Origin of the sequence: Nocardia sp. NPDC059691, assembly GCF_042733915.1 — a bacterium.
Lineage (GTDB): Bacteria > Actinomycetota > Actinomycetes > Mycobacteriales > Mycobacteriaceae > Nocardia > Nocardia sichangensis.
Genome location: NZ_JBHWFB010000001.1, coordinates 284,636 through 304,962 on the forward strand (window position 1 = coordinate 284,636; position 20,327 = coordinate 304,962).

Here is a 20,327-nt window from a genome sequence, read left to right on the forward strand (position 1 = left end):
CCCATGACCAGCGCGAATGCACCGAGCGCCACCGTTGGCGGGAAGGCGCCCGCTCCGACCGGTCGAACGCGCACCCCAGGAGGGCGGCAGATCAGGACTTAGCGGACGCCCAAGTTCCTGAATAGAGGTTAACGCGATGTGACGGCCGGTACGGTATCGGGTTCCTCACTGTGTACCCAATTGGTCGTTCGTTTCAACAGGCGCGATCCAGCGATCGAGGATCCGGACGTCGCGCTCGCATGCGGCGAGCTGCCCCGGCTGCTCGGCCGCCATCCGGCGCAATTCGGCCTCCAGCCGGGCCACCCTGCGATCCGTCTCGACCATTCGCGCGGTGCTTGCCTGGACCACGTGATCGGCCAAAGTGGTCTCCGCTTCCACGAGTGCGGTCACCACGCGCTGCTCGAGCTGCGCTTTTACGTTGACCAACGCGTCGGCGACCCATTGCCGGATGTGCGCTCGATCGGCCAGCTGGCGGCGTGCTCGGACCACCCACGCCGCCGCACCGCCGCCGAGCAGCAACGTTACCGGCACGCTCGCGACGTCGAGGGCCGATACCAGGGAGAACGGAGCAACCAGCAAGCGACCCAGACCGACACCGGCCGACGCGCCGAGCGCGATCATAAGGTGATCTTCGACACCCCGATGGCGTGGCTCGGGGTCCGGGCCGACTCGAGGGGCCTGGTCGCGCCGCCGCGTGGGCGAACCCCGATCCGTGCTCTCGATCCGGGCGCTCAGTTCGGCGATGCGCTGGTCGATGACGTGGTCGAGGGCGCCGGTCAGTTCGGTGACGGACTGCTGCAGCCGAGTGGGGTAGCCGCCGAGCTCGGCGGGCCGCAGCCGGTCCAGCTCGGCGCGCACGGCGGTGTGCAGCGCCCGGATGCTCGCGCCGATCTCGGTCATCAGGTCCACCCGGGCCAGGTGCAACTGCCCGCGCAGGGTGGACATCGCGGTGGCGCGCCCCCCGTCGCGACCGGCCAACAGAAGGGCGCGCTCCTCGCGCAGCCGGGCCGCATCGGCGCCGGAGCGCAGCACCGCCACCTGTTCGGCCACCCGTCGGCGCGTGTCGGCGAGGACCCGGCCGGTCACCGCGCCCGGCCGGTCACCGCCTGCGGCGGCTGCCGCGGTGAGCCGCGCGTGCAACGCGCCGACACCGGAGCGATCGAGCAGTCCGGCGTCGCCCGCGGCGCGTGCGGCGGCCGCGAGCCGGGCCGAGACCGGCACGATGTCCAGATCGTCCGCGCCCGACGCGGCGAGCAACTCCAGGTCGCGCTCCCGCACGGCGTGCCAGTCCCGGTGGGCGTGGACGCCGTTCATCGCGAGCAGCAGGCGGGCGCCGTCCGCGCGCAACCGATCGACCACCCCGAGCGTGTCCGCGCCGATGATGGTGCCCGCGTCGAGCAGGATCAACGCCACCGCGGGCGGGGTGGACTCCGATACGGCGTCGGCGCGGGGCTCCGACAGCGTGAGGGGCGGTTCGAACCGGGCCAACTCGGTGCGCAACAAGGTCGTGTTGACGTCGGCGGGGCCGATCACCGTGACCGTACGAGCGCCACCGGAGTCGTGCACCGCGCGCAGCAGCGCCATACCTTGCGGATTCCATCGCTCCACCACGGCCGCGAGCTCGGGGACGAGCGCGGCGGGGCGCTCGGCTTCGCCGTCGGCGGAGTCGCCCGCCGTGTGAGAAGGCGGATCCACCGCGGCAGCCGCCCCAGGCGACGCCGATTCCGGCGGCTCAGAGACCGGCACTGCTCATCCGTTCCCATAGTCGGACGTACCCGTTGTGCACCCGCAACGCGGCGCGGCGGGCGGTCGGGGGCATATCGCTTGTGACGACCGCGTGCCAGCGCGTGGCGCGGGCAAGCGCATCGTCGGCGTCGGAAGGAGCGGGCGCGGAATACCCCGCGGCGAGGTGGGCCACTTCGGGCCCCGCCAAGCCCGCGCAGAGCCCGAGCCAGACGGCGTCGTCGCCGTACAGATAGGACTCCAGGAGGTCGCGCGCCCGGCCGCCCTCCTCCGGGACCGCGCGGGCGGCGAGCCGGGCCAGCTCGTCGAGCAGCTCGCCGCCGCGCAGCGCGGACACTTGTTCGTAGCGGCGGTGCAGCAACTGGTGGAGCGCGTCGATGCCGCTGGCCGCGTGCAAGATCTGCAGCAGCGCCTGCGGAGCGAGATCCGGATCGTGCCGTAGGGCCGTGCACGCGCAGGCCACGCCGTACAGATCCCAGCGGCGCAGCAGTTCCTCGCGCTCGGCGGCACCCGGCCCCGGTGCGACGAACAGGTCCGGCGCGAGGAGCAACGCGGGGTCGGCTTCGGTGGCGAGTTTGCGCAGCAGCTCCAGCTCCGCGCCGGTCAGCGCGCCCGCCCTGGTGCGCATCGCGAGCGAGGCGACCACCGGAACGACCGGAATCCGCAGCTGACTGCCGTACTGCTGGGCCGAGGCCACGGCATCGCCCCAGCGAGAGCCGATCGCGTCGGCTTTGTTCAGCACCGCGATCGTGCGCTGCGGCGGCAGCGTGGCCAGCACCCTCCGATCGGCGGGCGTCGGCGCGGCCGACAGCACGTAGACGACGATGTCGGCGTCGAGGTCGGGGTCGGGCGCATCCGGCCGGTCCACCGGATCGGTCTCCACCGCAGACATGAGCGCCAGCGCGTGCAGCACCGTCGTCCGCCCCGCGTGCGCGCGCCCGGTCACCTGGATGCGCGGCGGCTTGCGCCACGCGCTGACGGCCGCCGCCGCGGCGTACCCGATCTGCGGATCCCGCCCGGTGCCGAAGCGCAGCTCGGCGAGCAGCCTGTCGAGCTGATCGTGCGCGGACGTCGGCACGCCACGCTCCCGCAGCGGCCCATCGGAATCAGTGGCTGTCGGCATGCTGCACACACCCCCTTTTACGGTGCGCAATTGTGTCAGAAGTCGGCTCGCCGGGCAGGTTCGACGGGCTCAGCTGCCACTGAAGTATTTGTTGGCGGTGCGCACCATCCAGTTCGGCGCGTATTTCCCCACCGTCGCGAGCACCTTCGCCTGCGCGCCGATCTCATAGTGCACTTTCGGCAGCCGGGCGCGCTTGCGGGTGGCCTCCCAGATCCCGGCCGCGACGTCGTCGGCGGTCAGTCGTACGCCCAGCGATTTCGTCGTCCCGGTCGTCACGCCGTCCACCATGGCCGTGGCCACGAACAGCGGCCAGATCGCGAGCACGCGGATGTCGTGGCGCTCCCATTCCAGGTCGAGCGCCTCGGTGAAGCTCTTGACGGCGGACTTGGTCGCACCATAGCTCGCGAGTTCGGCCTGGCCGTAGATCGCCGAAGCCGAGCACAGGTTGACCACCTGCGCGCCCGGCGTGTCGCGCAGGTAGCGGAACGCGCTGTGTGTCCCGGTGAGCACGCCCACCACGTTGACCTCCACGATCGCCCGATGGGCGGCGATGTCGATCTCCTCGAACGGCCCCGCGCGCAGGATCCCGGCGTTGTTGACCAGGATGTCCAGCCGTCCCGTCGCGGCGTGGAACTCCGCGAGCCGCTCCGCCCACTGCGTGGCGTTCGTCACATCGAGCACTCCTGTGTTAACTACGCCACCCTTGGCTGTGATATCACCGGAAAGCCTGGTCAGCCCGACTTCATCGATGTCGTAAGCCCCGACTTGGTATCCCTGCGCAGCGAAAAGCAAGGCCGTGGCCCGCCCGATACCCGCCGCCGCGCCGGTGATGAATACTGTCGGTCTGCTCATGCCGGGGAGTCTAGTGCCGGGAATGCCGTGTATCGCGGGGTTCCCAGACGCCCGGTCGGTCACTTACCCTGCAGAAGTGGTCGGCACCATAACCGGTGCGCAGCTTGAACTTTCGCATGCGGCAACCGACCTCGAAGATGAGGAGGTTGCGATGACCGCGAATGTCATCGGCGCTGTCGACCGGGAGCCCGCCTGTCCCGCGGACCGCAAGCCCTTGCTGCCCAGCACGGACCCGTTCCATCGACCGCCGAAAGGGTTCGCGGCCAAGGCGCCGGGCACCATTCTGCGCAGCAGGAAGATCGAAGTCGCGCTGTTCGGAATTGTCCCGCAACAGGTCTCGGCCTGGCAGTTACTCTACCGCAGCTGTGATCTGCACGGGGCGCCGGAAGCGGCGATCACCACCGTACTGCTTCCGATCGGCGCGGAACCGGACGAGGATCGCCCGCTGCTGGCCTTCCAGACCGCGATGGACGCGGTGACCGAGAAATGCTCGCCGTCCTACGCGCTGCGCCACGGCTCGCGGGCGCTCGGTTCGATCACCCAGTTCGAATGGCTCCTGGTCGCGAACGCGCTGCGGCGCGGCTGGGCCGTGAGCATCGCCGACCACGAGGGACCGCACGGGAACTTCGGCGCGCCGCGCGAGCCCGGCTACCGCGCGCTCGACGGCATCCGCGCCGCCCTGCGCTTCGACCCCCTCGGGCTCGGCCCGGAAACCCGCGTCGCCGTGTGGGGCTACTCCGGCGGCGGCATGGCCAGCTCGTGGACGGTCGAGATGGCGCCGACCTACGCCCCCGAACTCGACATCGTCGGCGCGGTGCTCGGCGCCCCGGTCGGCGACCCGCGCCAGGTCTTCGACCGGCTCAACGGCACGCCCTTCGCGGGTCTGCCCGCCATCGTCATCGCCGCCCTGCGCAGGCTGTATCCCGCGCTGAGCTCGCTGATCGACAACGAGCTCAGCCCGGACGGCCACCGGTTCGTCGTCCGCGCCGAGAACGCGACGCCGGTCGGCGCGATCCTCGGGCTGGCGGGCAAGAAGGTGGACGACTTCCTCGACCGCCCGCTCGCCGAGGTGCTCGACACCCCGGAGCTGCGGGCGATGTTCGACGATCTGCGGCTCGGCAATACGACGCCGGCCTGCCCGCTGCTGGTGGTGCAACCCATCCACGACCAGGTCATCCACATCGAGGGCATCGACGGCCAGGTGGCCCGCTACCGTCGCGGCGGCGCCGCGGTGACCTACGTTCGCGACCGGCTCAGCGAGCACTTCTCGCTGCTGCCGCTGTCCACGCCGATCAGCCTGGACTGGCTGGCAGACCGGTTCGCCGGGCAACCGGTGAGCGACGCGGGCGACAGCACTGTCTGGTCGGTCGCGGCCTCACCCTCGGGCGTGCGCGGACTGCTGGAGATGGCGGTGACCGCGGCCAAGGTCGCGCTCGGAAGACCGCTGCGTCAGCAACGGCCGACCGAGCCGAGGATCGCGCCCGCGCGCGCCGCCTGACCTCCTGCTCAGCGGCCCGTGCACAACCGCTTGCCGCACTGATCGCCGGATGCTGGACAATGGACGCCGTGAACGACGCCGCGAACCATACTGCCGAGTCAGTTCCGGGCCCGCCGTCCACAGCTTCGGCTCCGGCCGAGGGCGGGCCCAGGCACAAGACCGGCTCCCGCCTGTACCCACGAGTCACCAGCTTCCGGTCGCGCAGGGGCGCGCTGACCGCCACCCAGCAGCAATCCTGGGACCGGATGTGGCCCTCGATCGGCCGCGAGGTCGCCGACGAGCCGCTGGACGCCGCCGCCTGGTTCGGTCGCGACGCTCCGCTGGTCATCGAGATCGGCTGTGGCACGGGCACCGCGACGGCCGTCATGGCGCAGGCCGAACCGCACCTGAACCTGATCGGCATCGAGGTGTATCAGCCCGGCCTGGCGCAGTTGGTGCAGCGCGTCGAGCGCGAAGGGATCGAGAACATCCGCCTGCTGCGCGGCGACGCGGTCGACGTACTGGAAAACATGATTGCCGAGGAGTCGCTGACCGGCGTCCGGGTGTTCTTCCCCGACCCGTGGCCGAAGGCGCGCCATCACAAGCGGCGGCTGCTGCAACCCGCGACGGTCGCGCTGATCGCCAACCGCCTGAAGCCGGGCGGTGTGCTGCACGTCGCCACCGACCACGCGGGCTACGCAGAGCACATCCACGCGGTCGGCATGACGGAGCCCCTGCTCTCGGGTCTCAACGAGGCGACGGGCGGTGTCAGCGCGGAGCATCGCGCCACCGCGCCGATCGGTTTCGAGCGGCCCGTCACGAAATTCGAGGGCAAGGCACATCGCGCCGGTAGCGCCATCACGGAGCTCATATGGGGGAAGATCGACCGATGAGCGTCAGTGAAATGGCCCACGAAGTGGTCGATGTTGCCGGGGAGGTGCACGGCGGCGGAGCGGAAGGTCTGGGCAGCTCGGGGCCGGACGTGCGCCGCGTCCTGTTGGTGTGGGACGCCCCGAACCTCGACATGGGCCTCGGCGCCATTCTTGGCGGTCGTCCGACCGCCGCCTACCGCCCGCGGTTCGACGCGCTCGGCCGCTGGCTGCTGGCCCGGACCGCGGAACTGTCGGTGGGCGCGGTGCATCGGGTGGAACCCGAGGCCACCGTTTTCACCAACATCGCGCCCGGCACCGCCGACGTCGTGCGGCCCTGGGTGGAGGCGCTGCGCAACGTCGGCTACGCGGTCTTCGCCAAACCGAAGATCGACGAGGACTCCGACGTCGACGCCGACATGCTGGCGCACATCGCCTTACGCAGCCGCGGCGCGGGCTTGGCGGGCATCATGGTCGCCTCCGCCGACGGCCAGGCGTTCCGCGAACCGCTGGAGGCGCTCGCCGCCAAAGGAGTGCCGGTTCAGGTGCTCGGCTTCCGCGAGCACGCGAGTTGGGCCGTCACATCCGATACTCTCGAATTCATCGACCTCGAGGACATTCCGGGCGTGTTCCGTGAACCGCTGCCCCGGGTGAGCCTCGACTCGCTGCCCGACGAGGGTGCCTGGCTGCAGCCGTTCCGGCCGCTGTCGGCACTGCTCACCTCTCGCCCCGCCCAAGGAGTCGCTTAGTGTTCACACGCTGGGGCGATCTGGTATACCGGCTGCGATTCGCCGTCATCGGCGTGGTCGTGGCCGGTCTTCTGGCTCTCGGTGGCTACGGCCTCGGGTTGGAGGACCACCTCAGCTCCAGCGGGTGGGATGATCCGACCTCGGAGTCGGCGCGCGCGGCGCGAATCAAAGACGGTGCCTTCGAACGGGATCACAAATCCGACGTCATCGTGTTGTACACGGCGCCGGACGGCAAGACCATCGACGATCCGGAATTCAGCGGCAAGATCCTCGAGAATCTGGGAAGTCTACCCCGCGAGCATCCCGACGAGATCACCCAGATCAACGGTGTCTACTGGCGGAACAGCGCGAACATTCCGGTCCAGGCCTCCGTTTTCGGCTCCAAGGACAAGAAGTACGCCTTCGCCTCCATCGCCATCAAGGGCGACAACGACACCGAGATGGTGCGCAACTACCGGAAGGTGAAGAACGTTTTCTTCATCCCCGGAGTGGATGTGCAGGTGACGGGTCTGCAGGCCGTGGCGGGCACGCTGAACGACACCATGGCCGACGACCAGAAGCGCATGGAGATCCTCGCCATTCCGGCGGTGGCCGTCCTGCTGTTCTTCGTCTTCGGCGGCATCGTCGCCGCCGGATTGCCGCTGATCGTCGGTGGTCTCACCGTGATCGGCGCATGGGGCATCGTGCGGTTCATCACCGAGTTCACCGAGGTGAATTCGTTCGTCTCGCCGGTCGTCTCGATGATCGGCTTGGGCCTGGCCATCGACTACGGCTTGTTCATAGTGAGTCGTTTCCGCGAGGAACTCGCCGAGGGATACGACACCAGGACCGCCGTCCGCCGAACGGTGATGACCTCGGGCCGCACCGTGGTGTTCTCCGCCACGATGATCGTCGCCAGCCTCGGCGGCATGCTGCTGTTTCCGCAGGGCTTCCTGAAGTCGGTGGCCTACGGCGCCATCGCGACGGTCACCCTCGCGGCGCTGACCTCGATCACCGTGTTGCCCGCCATGCTGTCGGTGCTGGGCAAGCGGGTCGACCTGCTCGGCCTCAAGCGGTTCCGCCAGACCAAGACCGCCGATGAGGTGGAGAACGGTATCTGGGGGCGCTCCACCCGCTGGGTGATGAAGCACCCGCTCAAGATCGCGATCCCGCTCTGCATCCTCTTGCTGCTGCTGATCATCCCGGTCAAGAATCTGAGCTTCGGCGGTATCAACGAGCGGTATCTGCCGCCGGACAATCCGACCCGCTTGGCGCAGAAAGAGTTCGACACGATCTTTCCGCTGCGCAAATCGGATCCGATCGAACTGGTTTTCGTAGTCGACGATCCCAGCCTCGCTCCCCAGGTAGCCAAGGTGGTGAAGGAGGCGAGCAAAGCGCCCGGGCTGGCCGGCGAATTCGCTTATCCGCCCAGCACGGCTCCCAACGACAAGACCATCTACAACACGTCCGTCACGCTGACCAACTCGCAGGACGCCGATCCGACCATCGATTACCTCCGCTCGCTGCAGTTGCCCGACGGCGTCACCATGCTCGTGGGCGGTCAGCCGACGATCCAGAAGGACAGCATCAACGCGCTGCTGGGCCGGATGCCTTTGATGATCGCGCTCGTCTTGTTCGTGACGACGCTGCTGATGTTCCTGACCTTCGGCTCGCTGGTGTTGCCGATCAAGGCCGCGCTGATGAGCGCCCTCGGTCTCGGATCCACGCTCGGCATCCTCACCTGGATCTTCATCGACGGCCACGGCGCGGGACTGTTGAATTTCACTCCGCAGCCGATCATGTCGCCCGTGCTGGTGCTCATCATCGCGATCATCTACGGCCTGTCGACCGACTACGAAGTCTTCCTGATGTCGCGCATGGTCGAGGCGCGCGCCCAAGGCGCGAGCACCACCGAGGCGGTGCGGATCGGTACCGCGCAGACCGGCCGGATCATCACCGCGGCCGCGCTGATCCTGCTCGTCGTCACCGGTGCGTTCGCCTTCTCCGACCTGGTGATGATGCAGTACATCGCCTACGGCATGATCGCCGCGCTGTTCATCGACGCGACCGTGCTGCGCATGCTGCTGGTCCCGGCCACCATGAAGCTCCTTGGCGACGACTGCTGGTGGGCGCCTGCCTGGATGAAGAAGGTGCAGGAGAAGGTCGGGCTCGGTGAGCCGATCCTCGATGACGAGCGCGTCGGCGGTAGCGATGTCGTCGACCTGGTGAAGACCACGCCGATCACCGATCCGGTGACCATGCAGATCCCCGCCGTCACCGCCGCCAACAAGGTGCCGCGCAGGCGCAAGCCGCGCACGGTCGCCGAGATCGAGGCCGAGGCGCCGACCAGGCGGCTGGACCGGGTACCGCCGTCGCCCGCACCGCACCCGACCCCCGCGCCGCCGCCGCTCGATCCGGCCAGGCCACGCACGGAACCACCACGGAATCCCACACCCCCGCAGGGGGAACCGATTCGCCCGCGGCGGATTTCGCAGGTTCCGAACGATCCTCGCTCGCCCGGCCAGGCGGAGCAACGGCCGCCGGCACCGCCCGTGCACCCGCCGCGACCGGCGCCGCCCACCGGCCTGCCGCAGGACCCGAACGCATCGCACGCCGGTGTGCCGTCGGTGACCCTGCCGGAGCACAGCCCGCGACCCGCGGTCTCACCGATCACGCCACCCGCCCCGCGCCCGACCCACGCACCGGAACCACGCCCGCTGTCGGGCATCTCGCAGGAACACGCCGTCGATCTCGCACAACAGCGCCCCGACGCGCCCGGTCCGGCGCGCCACCTGCCGCCCGATGCTCCGGCCGCTTCCGACAGCCCCGCGCACCGCGCACCCGAACCCGAGATCCCCGCGGAGCCGTACAACGGACCGGACACCACCAACCGCAGCAGCATCGAGAGCTGGATGGCCGAACTGCGCTCCTCCCGCCGCCACATCGGCCGGGCCCCCGAGGAGGGCAGGCACCACGGCGGCGACGGCCGCACGGTGAGCGTGAACGAACTCCTGCGCCGCCGCGACCGCGAGTGAGCGTGGAAGACTCGAGTCATCCCAAACAGTAAGGTGTCCGCGCTTTTTCATACCTGATGCAGAACCGGCGGTCTGCGGTGAGCCGCGGACCGCCGGCCGCATAGCGTCTTGCTATCCGGTCAGGAGAATCACGTAGACCTTGCCATCCGGACCTCGGCAATCGTATTCCGAATTCGGGTTCCCGTGGTTAGTTATCCACACCGTACATTCATATGTGTCAACGAGAGGACCTTTAACGGGAATTCCCGGCCGTTCCGCAGATGCCACACCAGCGGCTCCTCCCAGTAATGATGCAGCGACTGCGACTAGAAGAGAAAACTTCGCGAACAATTGAATCCCTCCGCATTATATGTGTAGAGCTGCGACCAGCGACCTCTTAGATACACCACGCCGCACCCACGATTGACCAGGCGATGTTCCGACCCGACGGATGCCGAGTGCGTGGCCTTACGCATCCTCCTGGGCTAGCGACCTACACTCCCCTTTCGAGTCCTTCTCCGTCGCTATGTAGGACGCGGCACATCGACGATCGGTTCCATCAATTTTTGAAAACCTTCAAAACAACAGGTTCACCAGGTCGGAACCCGAACCGGGTCGGCCGGATACCGCCGCTGAGTCGCCGACCGCGCCTCAGCTGTCACCGCTCCATCCCCGCGTCGGCGAAGGCGCGGGCATAGCGGGTGCCTGCCAAGAGCAGCAGAATGCCGACTACGAGGAAGGCGGCGACGCGGACCAAGCCGTCCAAGGTGGCCAGGTCGAAGAGGAACAGTTTGGCCAGTGCGGCTGCCGTGACCAGTAAACCGGAACCCAAGGCGAGTTTGGCGACCGCGGGTGCGTCGGCGAGTGCGCGAAGTCCGAACAGGAGGGCGCTGGTCGCGGCTGCCATCCACAGGATGGTCGCGGCGCTGTGGCCGAGGAGGAACCCGTTCGGCGTTCCGGTCGCGACGCCGAGGGAGACCGTCGTCGTGGTCACCGCGTAGAGTCCGGCGACGCTCGCGGCGATCCACGGCCACGCGCTGCCCGCGGCAGGTCCGGGCAATCGCCGCGCGCACCACATCGCCACCGCGATCACCGCGAGGGCCAGCGTCGCGCCGAGCACGGTCGCCATGCCGAGGTTCGCCTCCGAGCGATGTTGCGAGGCAAGCACTCCCGGGCTCGCGACATTCAGCAGCGCCAAGCCGCCGAGCACCGCGAACGCCGCGCCGAGGCCCGCCGCCGGGCGGGACGTCCGCTGGCCCGCGACGCCGAGGAAGACCAACGCCACCAGCAGCAGAGCCGTGGGCAAGGTCCGCGTCTCGGTAGCGCCGACGCATGCCTCGAGCGCAGCGATCGAGCCCGCGACGGCGGCCACGAGGGCCGTGTGCCCCGGGATCCGTACCAACTCGTTCACTTTCGGCGCCATGCTCACCGCGGCGACGAGCAGGAGCACCGCGGCGGCGATCGACGCTACCGACACCGCGATGTGCCGTTCGGAATACATCCCCGGGGCGAGCAGCATCGGCACGAGCGCTGCCGCCATCGTCAGCGAGGCGGTGAGATCGGCGGGCCGGTGCCGGACGACGACGATCGTCCCGGTGATTCCGACCAACGCGACCGCCACCGCGGCCACGAACACCCAACTGCGCTCTCCAGCGGGAGTTCCGAGAACCGCACCCGCGACGAACCCGAACGTCGCCAGCGCCGCGGGCAATGTGCGCGCCACGTGCAGGTATGGCCAGTTCCGCGTCAATTGCACCGGCACACAAACCAATTGCAACACGATCAGGAACGCGAGCAGTACCACCCGCGTGGTCACCACCGGAGACAGCGCCGCCGCGGCGAGCACCACCAGGACCGCGAGTGGCTGCGAGCGCCACCGCATCGCCAAACCGACGCCCGCGGTGGCGACACCGAAAGCGACGGCGAGCCCGAGTGCCGGATGCAGCCAGTGGTAGATGGCGGTCACCGCGACGACATCGAGATAGGCGCCCGCGATGCCGGTGGCCGCCAGTGCGATACCGCCGACCCGCCCTCCGGTCCGCTGGAAGACTCGTACTCCCGCAGCCAACAGCACAGCCGAGAAAATCGCTCCCGCAATCACTCTCGGGACCGGCCCGAAGAATCCCGCCTGGGCAGCCAGAACCAGGAGCATCGCGACGCCGATCAACGTCACCGCCACACCCGCCAGCGCCAAGAGCCGGCTGATCACCCCGTCACGTTGCCACCACGGCGTATGCGGCACCGGTGGCCCCGCGCGCGGTGGGACAGGCGGGCGAGGCGGCACCGCCCCCGGCATCGGTCCCCGCGCGTTGGGCGGCCACGGAGCGCCACCCCACGCACCGCCGGGCGGTGGGGCGAAACGCGGAACGTATGCGGGCTGCGGAGGGTGAACCGGCACACCGGCCGCCGACGATTGTCCCGGCCAGGGCGGCGTAATCGGTGGTATCGCACCGGACGCCGCGTACCCCGATCCCGCGAACCCACCGCCGGCAAACGTGTCGGCCGCACGCGACGACGACCCAGCGAACCCACCGCTGGCGTGGGCATCCATCGCACGCGACGACCCAACGAACCCACCGCTGACAGACCCTCCGATTCCACTCGACGACCCCGCAACCGGGCGTGCGGGCGCACCGGGTTCCGAGGCATCGCCGAACGCCTGTCCGCCGGTCTCGCCGTATACCGACGGTTGCGCGATGGAATCGCGCGCCTCGCCGGACGCTGCCCCGCGCGGTACCTCGTTCCCGGGCGCACCCGGCGTGTCGGATGAGGCCGGACGCACCGGGACACCCGCATCCGCGACAACCTGCTCATGTAGCACACGCAGATCCCGGCCGAGCACGCCCAACTGCGTCCCCAGCGTCGTGAACTCGCCGGAGAGACGCGCGAGCAACGCCGGATCGATGGAGGTAGTCATGACTTCATGCTGGTCACCGCGACGCGCGCGAGCATGAGTAGTTACCCCTGGTAGACAGGCGGGTTCTACCCGCCCGACCGGCCCTCACCCGGGGCAGTCGGATGAGGACCGGTCGCGCCAAGTGGTCAGTAGGTGCGCAACCCGACGACCTCGTGCACGGCCTCGATCACCGCGGTGCGCGGCGGCATGCGCAGGACGCCCGGCGCCGGTTCGCCCGCCCAGTGCCAGCCCAGTGCCGAGTCGGAGCTGGGGAGCAGGATGATGCGACCGCCGGGGACCACGGTGACCCCGTGACCGGCGAGACAGCGCCGGACCGCGACCTCGACCGGCCGAGCTGGGCTCGGGGGCGTGACGAGAAAGGTCCATGTGCGCTCGCCCGGATCGGCGATGACGGGTGCGGTGTGGTTGCGGTCCAATTGGACGAGCACCTTGCGACCCAGTTCCGGCGGCATGACGATCGCGCCCATGATGGAGCCGGTGGTTATCGTCGGGCGTCCGGCCAGCAACTGAACCGGAAGCCCGTAGGTATGCCGCAGCAGATGCGCGACTTCCTGGGGGTCGTGACAGCCCTCGAACATCGCTTTACTCCGCATCGCAGTAGCCGAATTCGGTCGAAACGAGCGGCTTTCGGGGTAGCAACCCGCGCTGGTCGCGCATCCGTGTTCCGGCGTTCGCGGGCAGAACGCTGACCTGGCGTAGCGGTCGAATCGCGCGGTGGCGCGCCGGTCGCGTGGTCTGTGCACCAGGCCGCCACGCGCGATCGGCGCGCCCGGCCTGCAAGGTGTTCTTCGGCATGGTTTTCATTGCCGCCGCCCTTTGCATTCAAAGTTGCAGAAAGGCAACGGTATTCCAACCAGCAGCGAACGAGTCGTACGCAATGTCCCACTTCGGTAGTCCCAGATAACATAGCGTCGTACTCTGAAACCCAGATTTAACAAAAGGACTTGGGTATGGACGAATCGTCGATCGGAGTTCGGATCCGCCAGTTCCGCGGGAAGGCGCTCACGCAGCGCCAGCTCGCCGATCAGGCGGGGGTCAGCGTGGATCTGGTGCGCAAACTCGAGCAGGGTGGCCGCCAAACCGCCTCCATCGCCAGCTTGCAGAAGATCGCGCGCGCCTTGGACGTGGATATCGCCGATCTGATCGGCAAGCGCCAAGGCGTGCCGTCCACCAATCCGGACGCGGGCATCGTGGCCATCCGCCGCGCCCTGACGCCGGTAGACGACCTGCTCGGCGAGACAAGGGAAGAGGAGGCGGTCAGCCTCGACGACGGCCGGCGCTCGGTCGAATACGCTTGGGGCGCCTACTGGTCGGGCCGCTACGAGCTGCTGACCTCGATCCTTCCGCCGGGATTGACCCAGCTGCGCGCCACCGTGCACGCCGCGCGCAACGGTTCGGTCGCACCCGCCAACGAGTTGCTGGCCCGGATGTACTGGGTAACCGGATGCACGCTGGTGCATCTCGGCCAGACCGATCCGGCGTTCCTGGCCATCCGGCAGGCGCTCGCCGCCGCCGAGCTGGGCAACGATCCCCTACTGTTGGCCACCATCCGCGGTTCGGTGGCCTGGCAGTTGCTGGTGCAGGGCCGCTACGACGAGTCACGCGGCGTGGCGCTGAACGCGGCCGCGACCCTGGAGCCCTCCGGCGACGTCACGCCAACGCATCTGTCCGCCTACGGCTCGCTGGTGTTGCAGGGCGCGACCGCGGCGGGCCGGGCCCAGGACGTGCACGACGCCTTGTCCCTGGTGGAGGCTGCGAGCGAGGTGGCCCTGCGGATCGGCACGGACCGGCAGGACTACGAGACCTATTTCGGCCCTTCCCAAGTCGTCATGCAGACGGTCGATGTCAACATCTCCTCCGAGCGCTACCCGGAGGCGCTGGCCGCGGCCAAGGACATGCCGGTCAACGGCAGTCTCCCGCAAGCATCCCGGGCGCGGCACCTCGCCGACACGGCGGTCGCGCTGACCCGCACCGGCCGGCACCAGCGCGCGCTGGACGCCTTGCTCACCGCGGAACGGGTGGGCGGCGCGGACTGGCTTAAATACCAGTCGCTGCCGCGCCACATCGTGTCCGAACTGCTCGACCACGACCGCAAGGTGCCGCTGCGCGCGTTCGCCCGCCGGATCGGGGTCAACACCTAGCCCGCCGGTCGTTCCCCGGCTCGTTCGATCACCTCGTCCAGCACCTCGCGCGAGCGCAGGAGATCATTGATGGTGCGGGTGATCCGTTCGCGCTCGGTGTGCAGCTCGTCGACCAGCGCGGGCGTGGCGTACTCGTTGGGACCGCCGTCCGCGTCGCGCATGCAGGGCAGGATTCGCGCGATCTTCTTGCTGGTGAGTCCCGCCGCGAGCAACTCTTGGATGTGGATGACCCGGTCCACCGCGCGCTCCGGATAGTCGCGGTGACCGCCGCTCGTGCGGTCGGAGGCCAGCATGCCCTGCTCCTCGTAATAGCGCAGCGACCGTTCGCTCACGCCGGTGCGCTCGGCGAGTTCCCCGATTCGCATCCGTCACCTGGCCTTTCGCCTTCGGGCTTGAATCTCACATTGATGTCAAGTTTTACCGTACCAACATGACGAACGCAGCGGCTTCCGATCTCTTCCAGCCCACGACCCTCGGCTCCCTGGCGCTGCCGCACCGCCTGGTGATGGCGCCGATGACCCGTAACCGCGCCGCGGCCGACGGCACGCCGTCCCAGATCATGGCGACCTACTACGCACAGCGCGCGAGCGCCGGCCTGATCATCGCCGAGGCGACCACGCCGAACCGGGTGGGTCAGACCTACGCCGACATCCCCGGCATCTACACCGACGCGCATGTGGCGGGATGGCGAGCGGTGACCGGCGCCGTCGCGGCGGCGGGCGGGCGAATGTTCCTGCAACTCCAGCACGGCGGCCGGGTCGGCCATCCGGACAACAGCGGGCTGCACCCGGTCGCGCCCTCGCCGGTTCCGTTGCCCGAGCCCATCCACACTCCCAGCGGCGCGCGGGATGCCGTCGTCCCGCTGGAGATGACCACCGCCGATATCGAGGCCACCATCGCCGATTTCGCGTCCGCGGCGGAAAACGCGATCGCGGCGGGATTCGCCGGAGTCGAGGTGCACAGCGCGAACGGTTACCTGCTGCACCAATTCCTGGCGCAGAACACCAACCAGCGCACCGACTCCTACGGCGGGTCGGTGGCCAACCGCATCCGATTCACCGTGGCGGTGGTCGAGGCGATCGCCGACGCGATCGGCGCCGAGCGCGTCGGCGTGCGGATCTCCCCCGGAGTGTCCGTCAACGGCATCGATGAGGGCGACACCGAGGACATCTACCCCGCACTCGTCTCGGCGCTGGCCGGCAAGGGCCTCGCCTACCTGCACTACGTCTTCGCCGACTCCGATCAGCCCCTGTTCCAACGGATTCGGGCGCTGTGGCCGGGGGCCCTCATCGCCAACCCGAATCTGGGCTGGGGCGTCCCCCTGCCCGAGGACGGCGGCCGGGAAGCCGCGCAGCGCCTGCTCGCAGGCGGTGCGGACGCGATCTCGCTGGGCCGTTCCTTCCTGGCCAACCCCGATCTGGTCGAGCGGCTGCGCACCGGCGCACCACTCAACCCGGTGCGCGACGCGCATCTGATGTACGTGGGCGGCGCGGAAGGCTACACCGACTACCCGACGCTCGACCTGACTCCCACGGCGGGCTGACCAGCCGCTCAGCGCCCCATCAACCGGCGCCACTGCGCCATGAACGGATGCTTCGCGGTGACCGAGCCGAATCGGATCTTGCCGTGCACCACCAGGTGCAGGGCGCCCAGCGGCGGCCCGGTGCGGACCTTGTTGTTCACGCTGGAACCGATCAGCTCCAGCCCGTTCAGGTCGACGGTGGCCTCCGCGGGCACGATCAGATTGATCGAACCGGCGAAGTCGTCGACCCGCAGCTCGACCACCTGGGTCGACATGATCGCCTCGGTGAAGTCCAAGGTGACCCCGGACAGCCAGTTGTTCAGATACAGGGTGGGCGGCACCTGCCACGGGCCGCGGCGGCTCACCCCGGACAACCGCGAACGGATCACGTTGCTCGCGCCGTTCGAGCCGGACGCCTGCCTGGTGAAGGCGGGCGAGGAGTTCACGAACGTCGACGGCGGCGCGGCGGGCTGCCCCACCAGGCGGACGCCGGGCAGATCGATGAGGACGGCGTTCAATTCGCCGCGGGTCTTGGCGGCCAGCGCGGTGTCCATCCGCTCGGTGAACTCACCGAGCGAGAGCATGCCGAGGCCGACCGCGCGCTGTAGCAGCTGACCGACGTGTTCCCGCTCGGCGTCCGACACGCGCAGTTCCCGGTCGCCCACCGCGCCGCCGGAGCCGACCGCATTCGATACCGATTCGGGCCCACCCATGCGATCGAGGTTACCCAGCGGACGGCCACGACCGCATCAGGGCGATCCCTGATTCGAGAGCACCCTCCGGACTACTCGAGCCCCTGTTCGATGGCGTAGCGAGTCAATTCGACCCGGTTCGCCAGCTGGAGTTTGCGTAACGTCGCCTGCACATGGTTCTCCACGGTGCGGTGACTCAGTCCCAGCCGCGTCGCGATCTGCTTGGCGGACAGCCCTTTCGCCACCATCCGCAGCACCTCGGTCTCGCGCTCGGTCAGCGCGGGCCGGTGCGGCTCGTCGGGTCGCGTCGGCGTGGTCGCCATCCGCCGGTACTCGCCGAGCACGAGTCCGGCCAGCCCCGGTGTGAACACCGCTTGACCGGCCGCGGTGGCGCGCACGGCGTCGATGAGCTCGGCCGCCGACGCGCTCTTGACCAGGTAACCCGAGGCGCCCGCCTTGATGGCGTCGAGCACGTCGTCACGCTCGGCTGATGCCGAGAGCACCAGCACCCGGCTCTGCGGCGACACCCGCAGCACCTCGGCCGTCGCCTGTGCCCCGTTGCCGTCGGCCAGCTGCATGTCCATCAGCACCACGTCCGGCCGCACCGCCCCGGCGCGCCTGCTCGCCGCGGCGACACCGTCGGCCGTGGCCGTGACCCGGAATCCGGCTTCGGAGAGATCGCGGGAGACACCGTCCCGCCACATCGGGTGGTCGTCCACCACCATCACCGAAATGGACCCGGCCGTCTGGTCCGCCATCAGCGCCTCCGCCTTCGCTCGTGCCCGCGCCTCGCCGACGCTCGCTCATCTGGGCACCCGGAATTCCCATTCGGTGCCGAATCCGACCCCGCCATCGATCTCGGTGAGCAGGTCCGCGCTGCCGCCGAGTGCCGCGATCCGCCCCACGATGGACCGGGAAACTCCCATGCGCCCTTCGGCTTCCGCCTCGGCCAGCCTTCCTGGCGGGATGCCTACGCCGTCGTCGCGCACGCTGATCACCACTTCGTCGCCGGTGTCCTCCAGCAACACATATGCTCTCGCATCCGGCCCGGCGTGCAGCTCCACATTGGACAATGCCGTGGCCACGGCCGAGGCGATCTCGTTCGCCATCCAGCGGCCGACCCGCACGGGATCGCCGGGCGTGGACACCGACACCGTCGGCGTGGACTGCGCGGTCAGCAGTGGCCGCAGGTCGACCTCGGCTCCGCCCGCGTCCCGGTGATCGGCCTGCTCGGTGATCAGCACGCGCAGCGCCACCTCCTGTTCACCGGCGCGCAGGGCCAATTCCTCCGTGGGTCCGCCGATTTCGCTGCCCCGGCGCTTGATGTAGCTGAGCACCTGCAACACGCCGTCGTGCACCTCGCGCGACAGCCGTTCGCGCTCCTCGGCCGCCGCGGTCAGGCGCACGGCCTGCTCCAGCTGGTCCTGGGCGCGGCGCGCGGTGTTGGCGGCCAAGCCGAGTGCGAGACCCACCGAGACGAGCACCGGCACCGTCGCGTCCGCCCACACGTCCTCACCCCACTGGTCGCGCACCGTCAGCGACACCGCGGCGATCAACGCTCCGGACAGCACGCCCGCGAACGGTCCGCGCAGGATCGCCGCGCCGATCACGGCGTTGGTGGCCCACAGCGTGGTGGGCAGCGTCTGGTGCCCGTGATACCAGTCGTAGTCGGCGACCAGGCGGGTCGCGGCCATCAGCCCGATCACGACCACGTGATCGCCGATCACCACCCAAGTGCGCAGCCGCGCCACCTCGGGGAAATGCCACTGCGACAGCATGATCGCCGAAGCGCCCGACCACACCGCCATCAACGCGATGAGCACCCAGCTCAACCGCTGGTTCGTGTAGTACGGCACCGAAGCGATCTGCTGGCCGACCGCGTACAGCAGCGTGACCAGCCGCAGCGCCTGCGCGGCCCGCCACAGCGGTGTGGTCGCCACGTCGGCCGAGCGCAGCTCAGCCCTTCGCCGTGCCGTCGCCGGCTTGCGCGCCGTCATCGGACTCCGCCTTCCGCTGCGCCGACTCCGTGGCCTGCTTCTTGGTCGCCTCGATCAGCGTCGCGGCCACGTCGAACCGGCCGGGCTCGGGCCGATCCGGTTCGGCCGAATACAGCCCGTGATGGTCCTCGCCGGTCTGCAGCTCCTCGTACAGTTCCTCGGGGCCTTCCAGCAACGACCGGATCGCCGTGTTCATCACGGCCACGAACGGCACCGCCAGCAGACCGCCCGCGATCCCGCCGATCACCACGCCCGCCGTGATCGCCAGCACCACGGCCAGCGGGTGGATACTGACCGCCCGCCCCAGCAGCAGCGGTTGCAGCACATGGCCCTCGAGCTGCATCACGGCGATGATGATGCCGAGCACGATCAGGGCGGTGACCAGCCCTTTGGTCACCAGCGCGATGAACACCGCGATGAATCCGGCCAGGAACGCGCCGATGATCGGGATGAACGCGCCGATGAACACCAGCGAGGCCAGCGGCAACGCCAAAGGCACACCGAGGATGGCCAAACCGGCGCCTATGCCGATGGCGTCCACCGCCGCGACCACGACGGTCGCGCGAACGAACCCGACCAGCGTGCCGAACCCGAGCCGCCCGGCGGTGCGGACCCGCTCGCGATGGTCGGTGGGCACGATCCTGGTGACGAACTCCCAGATCTGATCGCCGCCGTAGAGGAAGAAGATCAGGATGAACAGCGTCAGGAAGGTGCCGGTCAGCAATTCGCCGATCACAGTGGCGGTGGTGAGCGCCCCGCTGGTCAGACTGTCCTGATTGGACTGGATCGCCTTGACGACGGCGTCGCCCACGTTGCGGATCTGCTCGTTGCTCAGATGCAGTCTGCCGTTGATCAGCCAGTCCTGGATCTGGTGGATGCTGTCGGTGAACTTGTTCGACAGCTGCGGCACACCGGCGACGAACTGTTCCACGACGAAGGTCATGATGCCCGCGACCACGCCGATCGACCCGACCAGCGCGACGAAGACACCCACCGAGCGCGGCACGCCCAATCGCTGCATCCAGTCCACCAGCGGCGCGAGCAACGCCGCCGCGAGCAGCGCGATGGCCAGCGGGATGACCACGGTCGCCAATTTCTGCACGATCGCCGTGACCGCGAGCCCCAGCGCGAACAGCACCAGCAGCCGCCAGCCCCACTCCGCCGATACCCGGACGATCGGGTGCACCGTCTCCGCCGCGGGCCGCGACAGCGTGATTTTCCGCTCTGGACTTGGCTTCGGGTCGGTCACCTC

The 20,327-nt window shown here is 69.1% G+C and carries 16 protein-coding genes; 6 read left to right on the forward strand and 10 right to left on the reverse strand.

Going from position 1 to position 20,327, the window contains the following annotated elements; translation table 11 throughout:
- Positions 1-165: 165 nt before the first annotated feature.
- The 3 genes from ACFV2O_RS01355 to ACFV2O_RS01365 form a co-directional block, all read right to left on the reverse strand.
- Positions 166-1,695 carry a hypothetical protein gene (locus ACFV2O_RS01355; protein WP_379249335.1) on the reverse strand — a complete coding sequence of 510 codons (1,530 nt, stop codon included), beginning with the start codon at positions 1,693-1,695 and terminating at the stop codon, positions 166-168.
- Between the two features lie 37 nt (positions 1,696-1,732).
- Entirely contained in the window at positions 1,733-2,866 is a 1,134-nt protein-coding gene (locus ACFV2O_RS01360) for a hypothetical protein (protein WP_379249337.1), read from the reverse strand.
- Positions 2,867-2,935: 69 nt separating this feature from the next.
- Complete coding sequence (locus ACFV2O_RS01365; RefSeq protein WP_355071333.1) at positions 2,936-3,718, reverse strand: SDR family oxidoreductase; 783 nt, start codon at positions 3,716-3,718, stop codon at positions 2,936-2,938.
- A gap of 151 nt (positions 3,719-3,869) precedes the next feature.
- Here ACFV2O_RS01365 and ACFV2O_RS01370 point away from each other — a divergent pair, with 151 nt between their 5' ends.
- From ACFV2O_RS01370 to ACFV2O_RS01385, 4 genes are read left to right on the forward strand one after another with little or no spacing between them, the layout of a single operon-like run.
- On the forward strand, positions 3,870-5,216 hold the full coding sequence (locus tag ACFV2O_RS01370; protein ID WP_355071331.1) for a lipase family protein: 1,347 nt from the start codon (positions 3,870-3,872) through the stop codon (positions 5,214-5,216).
- Between the two features lie 59 nt (positions 5,217-5,275).
- Positions 5,276-6,088, forward strand: coding sequence for a tRNA (guanosine(46)-N7)-methyltransferase TrmB (gene trmB / locus ACFV2O_RS01375; RefSeq protein ID WP_379249339.1), 813 nt, complete (start codon positions 5,276-5,278; stop codon positions 6,086-6,088).
- Complete coding sequence (locus ACFV2O_RS01380) at positions 6,085-6,813, forward strand: NYN domain-containing protein (protein ID WP_195044044.1); 729 nt, start codon at positions 6,085-6,087, stop codon at positions 6,811-6,813. The genes trmB and ACFV2O_RS01380 overlap by 4 nt, the downstream gene beginning before the upstream one ends.
- Positions 6,813-9,827, forward strand: a complete 3,015-nt coding sequence (locus ACFV2O_RS01385) for an MMPL family transporter (RefSeq protein ID WP_379249341.1) — start codon at positions 6,813-6,815, stop codon at positions 9,825-9,827. Before ACFV2O_RS01380 ends, ACFV2O_RS01385 begins: the two co-directional genes overlap by 1 nt.
- A gap of 637 nt (positions 9,828-10,464) precedes the next feature.
- Here ACFV2O_RS01385 and ACFV2O_RS01390 read toward each other — a convergent pair.
- Both ACFV2O_RS01390 and ACFV2O_RS01395 read right to left on the reverse strand, forming a co-directional pair.
- A complete protein-coding gene (locus ACFV2O_RS01390; protein ID WP_379249343.1) occupies positions 10,465-12,015 on the reverse strand; it encodes a DUF2339 domain-containing protein in 1,551 nt (516 codons plus the stop codon).
- Between the two features lie 833 nt (positions 12,016-12,848).
- A complete protein-coding gene (locus ACFV2O_RS01395; RefSeq protein WP_355071326.1) occupies positions 12,849-13,316 on the reverse strand; it encodes a hypothetical protein in 468 nt (155 codons plus the stop codon).
- Between the two features lie 357 nt (positions 13,317-13,673).
- Here ACFV2O_RS01395 and ACFV2O_RS01400 point away from each other — a divergent pair, with 357 nt between their 5' ends.
- Positions 13,674-14,864, forward strand: a complete 1,191-nt coding sequence (locus tag ACFV2O_RS01400) for a helix-turn-helix transcriptional regulator (RefSeq protein WP_355071325.1) — start codon at positions 13,674-13,676, stop codon at positions 14,862-14,864.
- On the opposite strand, the gene ACFV2O_RS01405 is transcribed toward ACFV2O_RS01400, so the two are convergent.
- A complete protein-coding gene (locus tag ACFV2O_RS01405; RefSeq protein WP_355072089.1) occupies positions 14,861-15,229 on the reverse strand; it encodes a MerR family transcriptional regulator in 369 nt (122 codons plus the stop codon). The two genes, ACFV2O_RS01400 and ACFV2O_RS01405, sit on opposite strands and share 4 nt — an antisense overlap.
- 65 nt (positions 15,230-15,294) lie before the next feature.
- On the opposite strand from ACFV2O_RS01405, the gene ACFV2O_RS01410 reads away from it, so the two are divergent.
- Positions 15,295-16,407: an alkene reductase gene (locus tag ACFV2O_RS01410; RefSeq protein ID WP_379249346.1), complete on the forward strand. Its 1,113-nt coding sequence runs from the start codon at positions 15,295-15,297 to the stop codon at positions 16,405-16,407.
- An 8-nt stretch (positions 16,408-16,415) separates the two neighbouring features.
- Here ACFV2O_RS01410 and ACFV2O_RS01415 read toward each other — a convergent pair whose 3' ends face one another.
- From ACFV2O_RS01415 to ACFV2O_RS01430, 4 genes are all read right to left on the reverse strand, one after another.
- Positions 16,416-17,051 (reverse strand): DUF1707 domain-containing protein, encoded by a 636-nt coding sequence (locus ACFV2O_RS01415; RefSeq protein WP_356963483.1) that lies wholly within the window; start codon positions 17,049-17,051, stop codon positions 16,416-16,418.
- A gap of 119 nt (positions 17,052-17,170) precedes the next feature.
- Positions 17,171-17,836, reverse strand: coding sequence for a response regulator (locus tag ACFV2O_RS01420; protein WP_379249348.1), 666 nt, complete (start codon positions 17,834-17,836; stop codon positions 17,171-17,173).
- 45 nt (positions 17,837-17,881) lie between these two features.
- Complete coding sequence (gene macS / locus ACFV2O_RS01425) at positions 17,882-19,075, reverse strand: MacS family sensor histidine kinase (RefSeq protein WP_379249350.1); 1,194 nt, start codon at positions 19,073-19,075, stop codon at positions 17,882-17,884.
- Entirely contained in the window at positions 19,035-20,324 is a 1,290-nt protein-coding gene (locus tag ACFV2O_RS01430) for an AI-2E family transporter (protein WP_379249352.1), read from the reverse strand. The genes macS and ACFV2O_RS01430 overlap by 41 nt, the downstream gene beginning before the upstream one ends.
- Between the last annotated feature and the right edge of the window lie 3 nt (positions 20,325-20,327).

What these genes read in the sequence shown, in the direction of transcription:
- ACFV2O_RS01360 (WP_379249337.1), bottom strand. Translation starts at nt 2,866, where the DNA reads ATGCCGACAGCCACTGATTCCGATGGGCCGCTGCGGGAGCGTGGCGTG.
- ACFV2O_RS01365 (WP_355071333.1), bottom strand. Translation starts at nt 3,718, where the DNA reads ATGAGCAGACCGACAGTATTCATCACCGGCGCGGCGGCGGGTATCGGG.
- ACFV2O_RS01370 (WP_355071331.1), top strand. Translation starts at nt 3,870, where the DNA reads ATGACCGCGAATGTCATCGGCGCTGTCGACCGGGAGCCCGCCTGTCCC.
- trmB (WP_379249339.1), top strand. Translation starts at nt 5,276, where the DNA reads ATGGACGCCGTGAACGACGCCGCGAACCATACTGCCGAGTCAGTTCCG.
- ACFV2O_RS01380 (WP_195044044.1), top strand. Translation starts at nt 6,085, where the DNA reads ATGAGCGTCAGTGAAATGGCCCACGAAGTGGTCGATGTTGCCGGGGAG.
- ACFV2O_RS01395 (WP_355071326.1), bottom strand. Translation starts at nt 13,316, where the DNA reads ATGCGGAGTAAAGCGATGTTCGAGGGCTGTCACGACCCCCAGGAAGTC.
- ACFV2O_RS01400 (WP_355071325.1), top strand. Translation starts at nt 13,674, where the DNA reads ATGGACGAATCGTCGATCGGAGTTCGGATCCGCCAGTTCCGCGGGAAG.
- ACFV2O_RS01405 (WP_355072089.1), bottom strand. Translation starts at nt 15,229, where the DNA reads ATGCGAATCGGGGAACTCGCCGAGCGCACCGGCGTGAGCGAACGGTCG.
- ACFV2O_RS01410 (WP_379249346.1), top strand. Translation starts at nt 15,295, where the DNA reads ATGACGAACGCAGCGGCTTCCGATCTCTTCCAGCCCACGACCCTCGGC.
- ACFV2O_RS01420 (WP_379249348.1), bottom strand. Translation starts at nt 17,836, where the DNA reads ATGGCGGACCAGACGGCCGGGTCCATTTCGGTGATGGTGGTGGACGAC.
- macS (WP_379249350.1), bottom strand. Translation starts at nt 19,075, where the DNA reads ATGACGGCGCGCAAGCCGGCGACGGCACGGCGAAGGGCTGAGCTGCGC.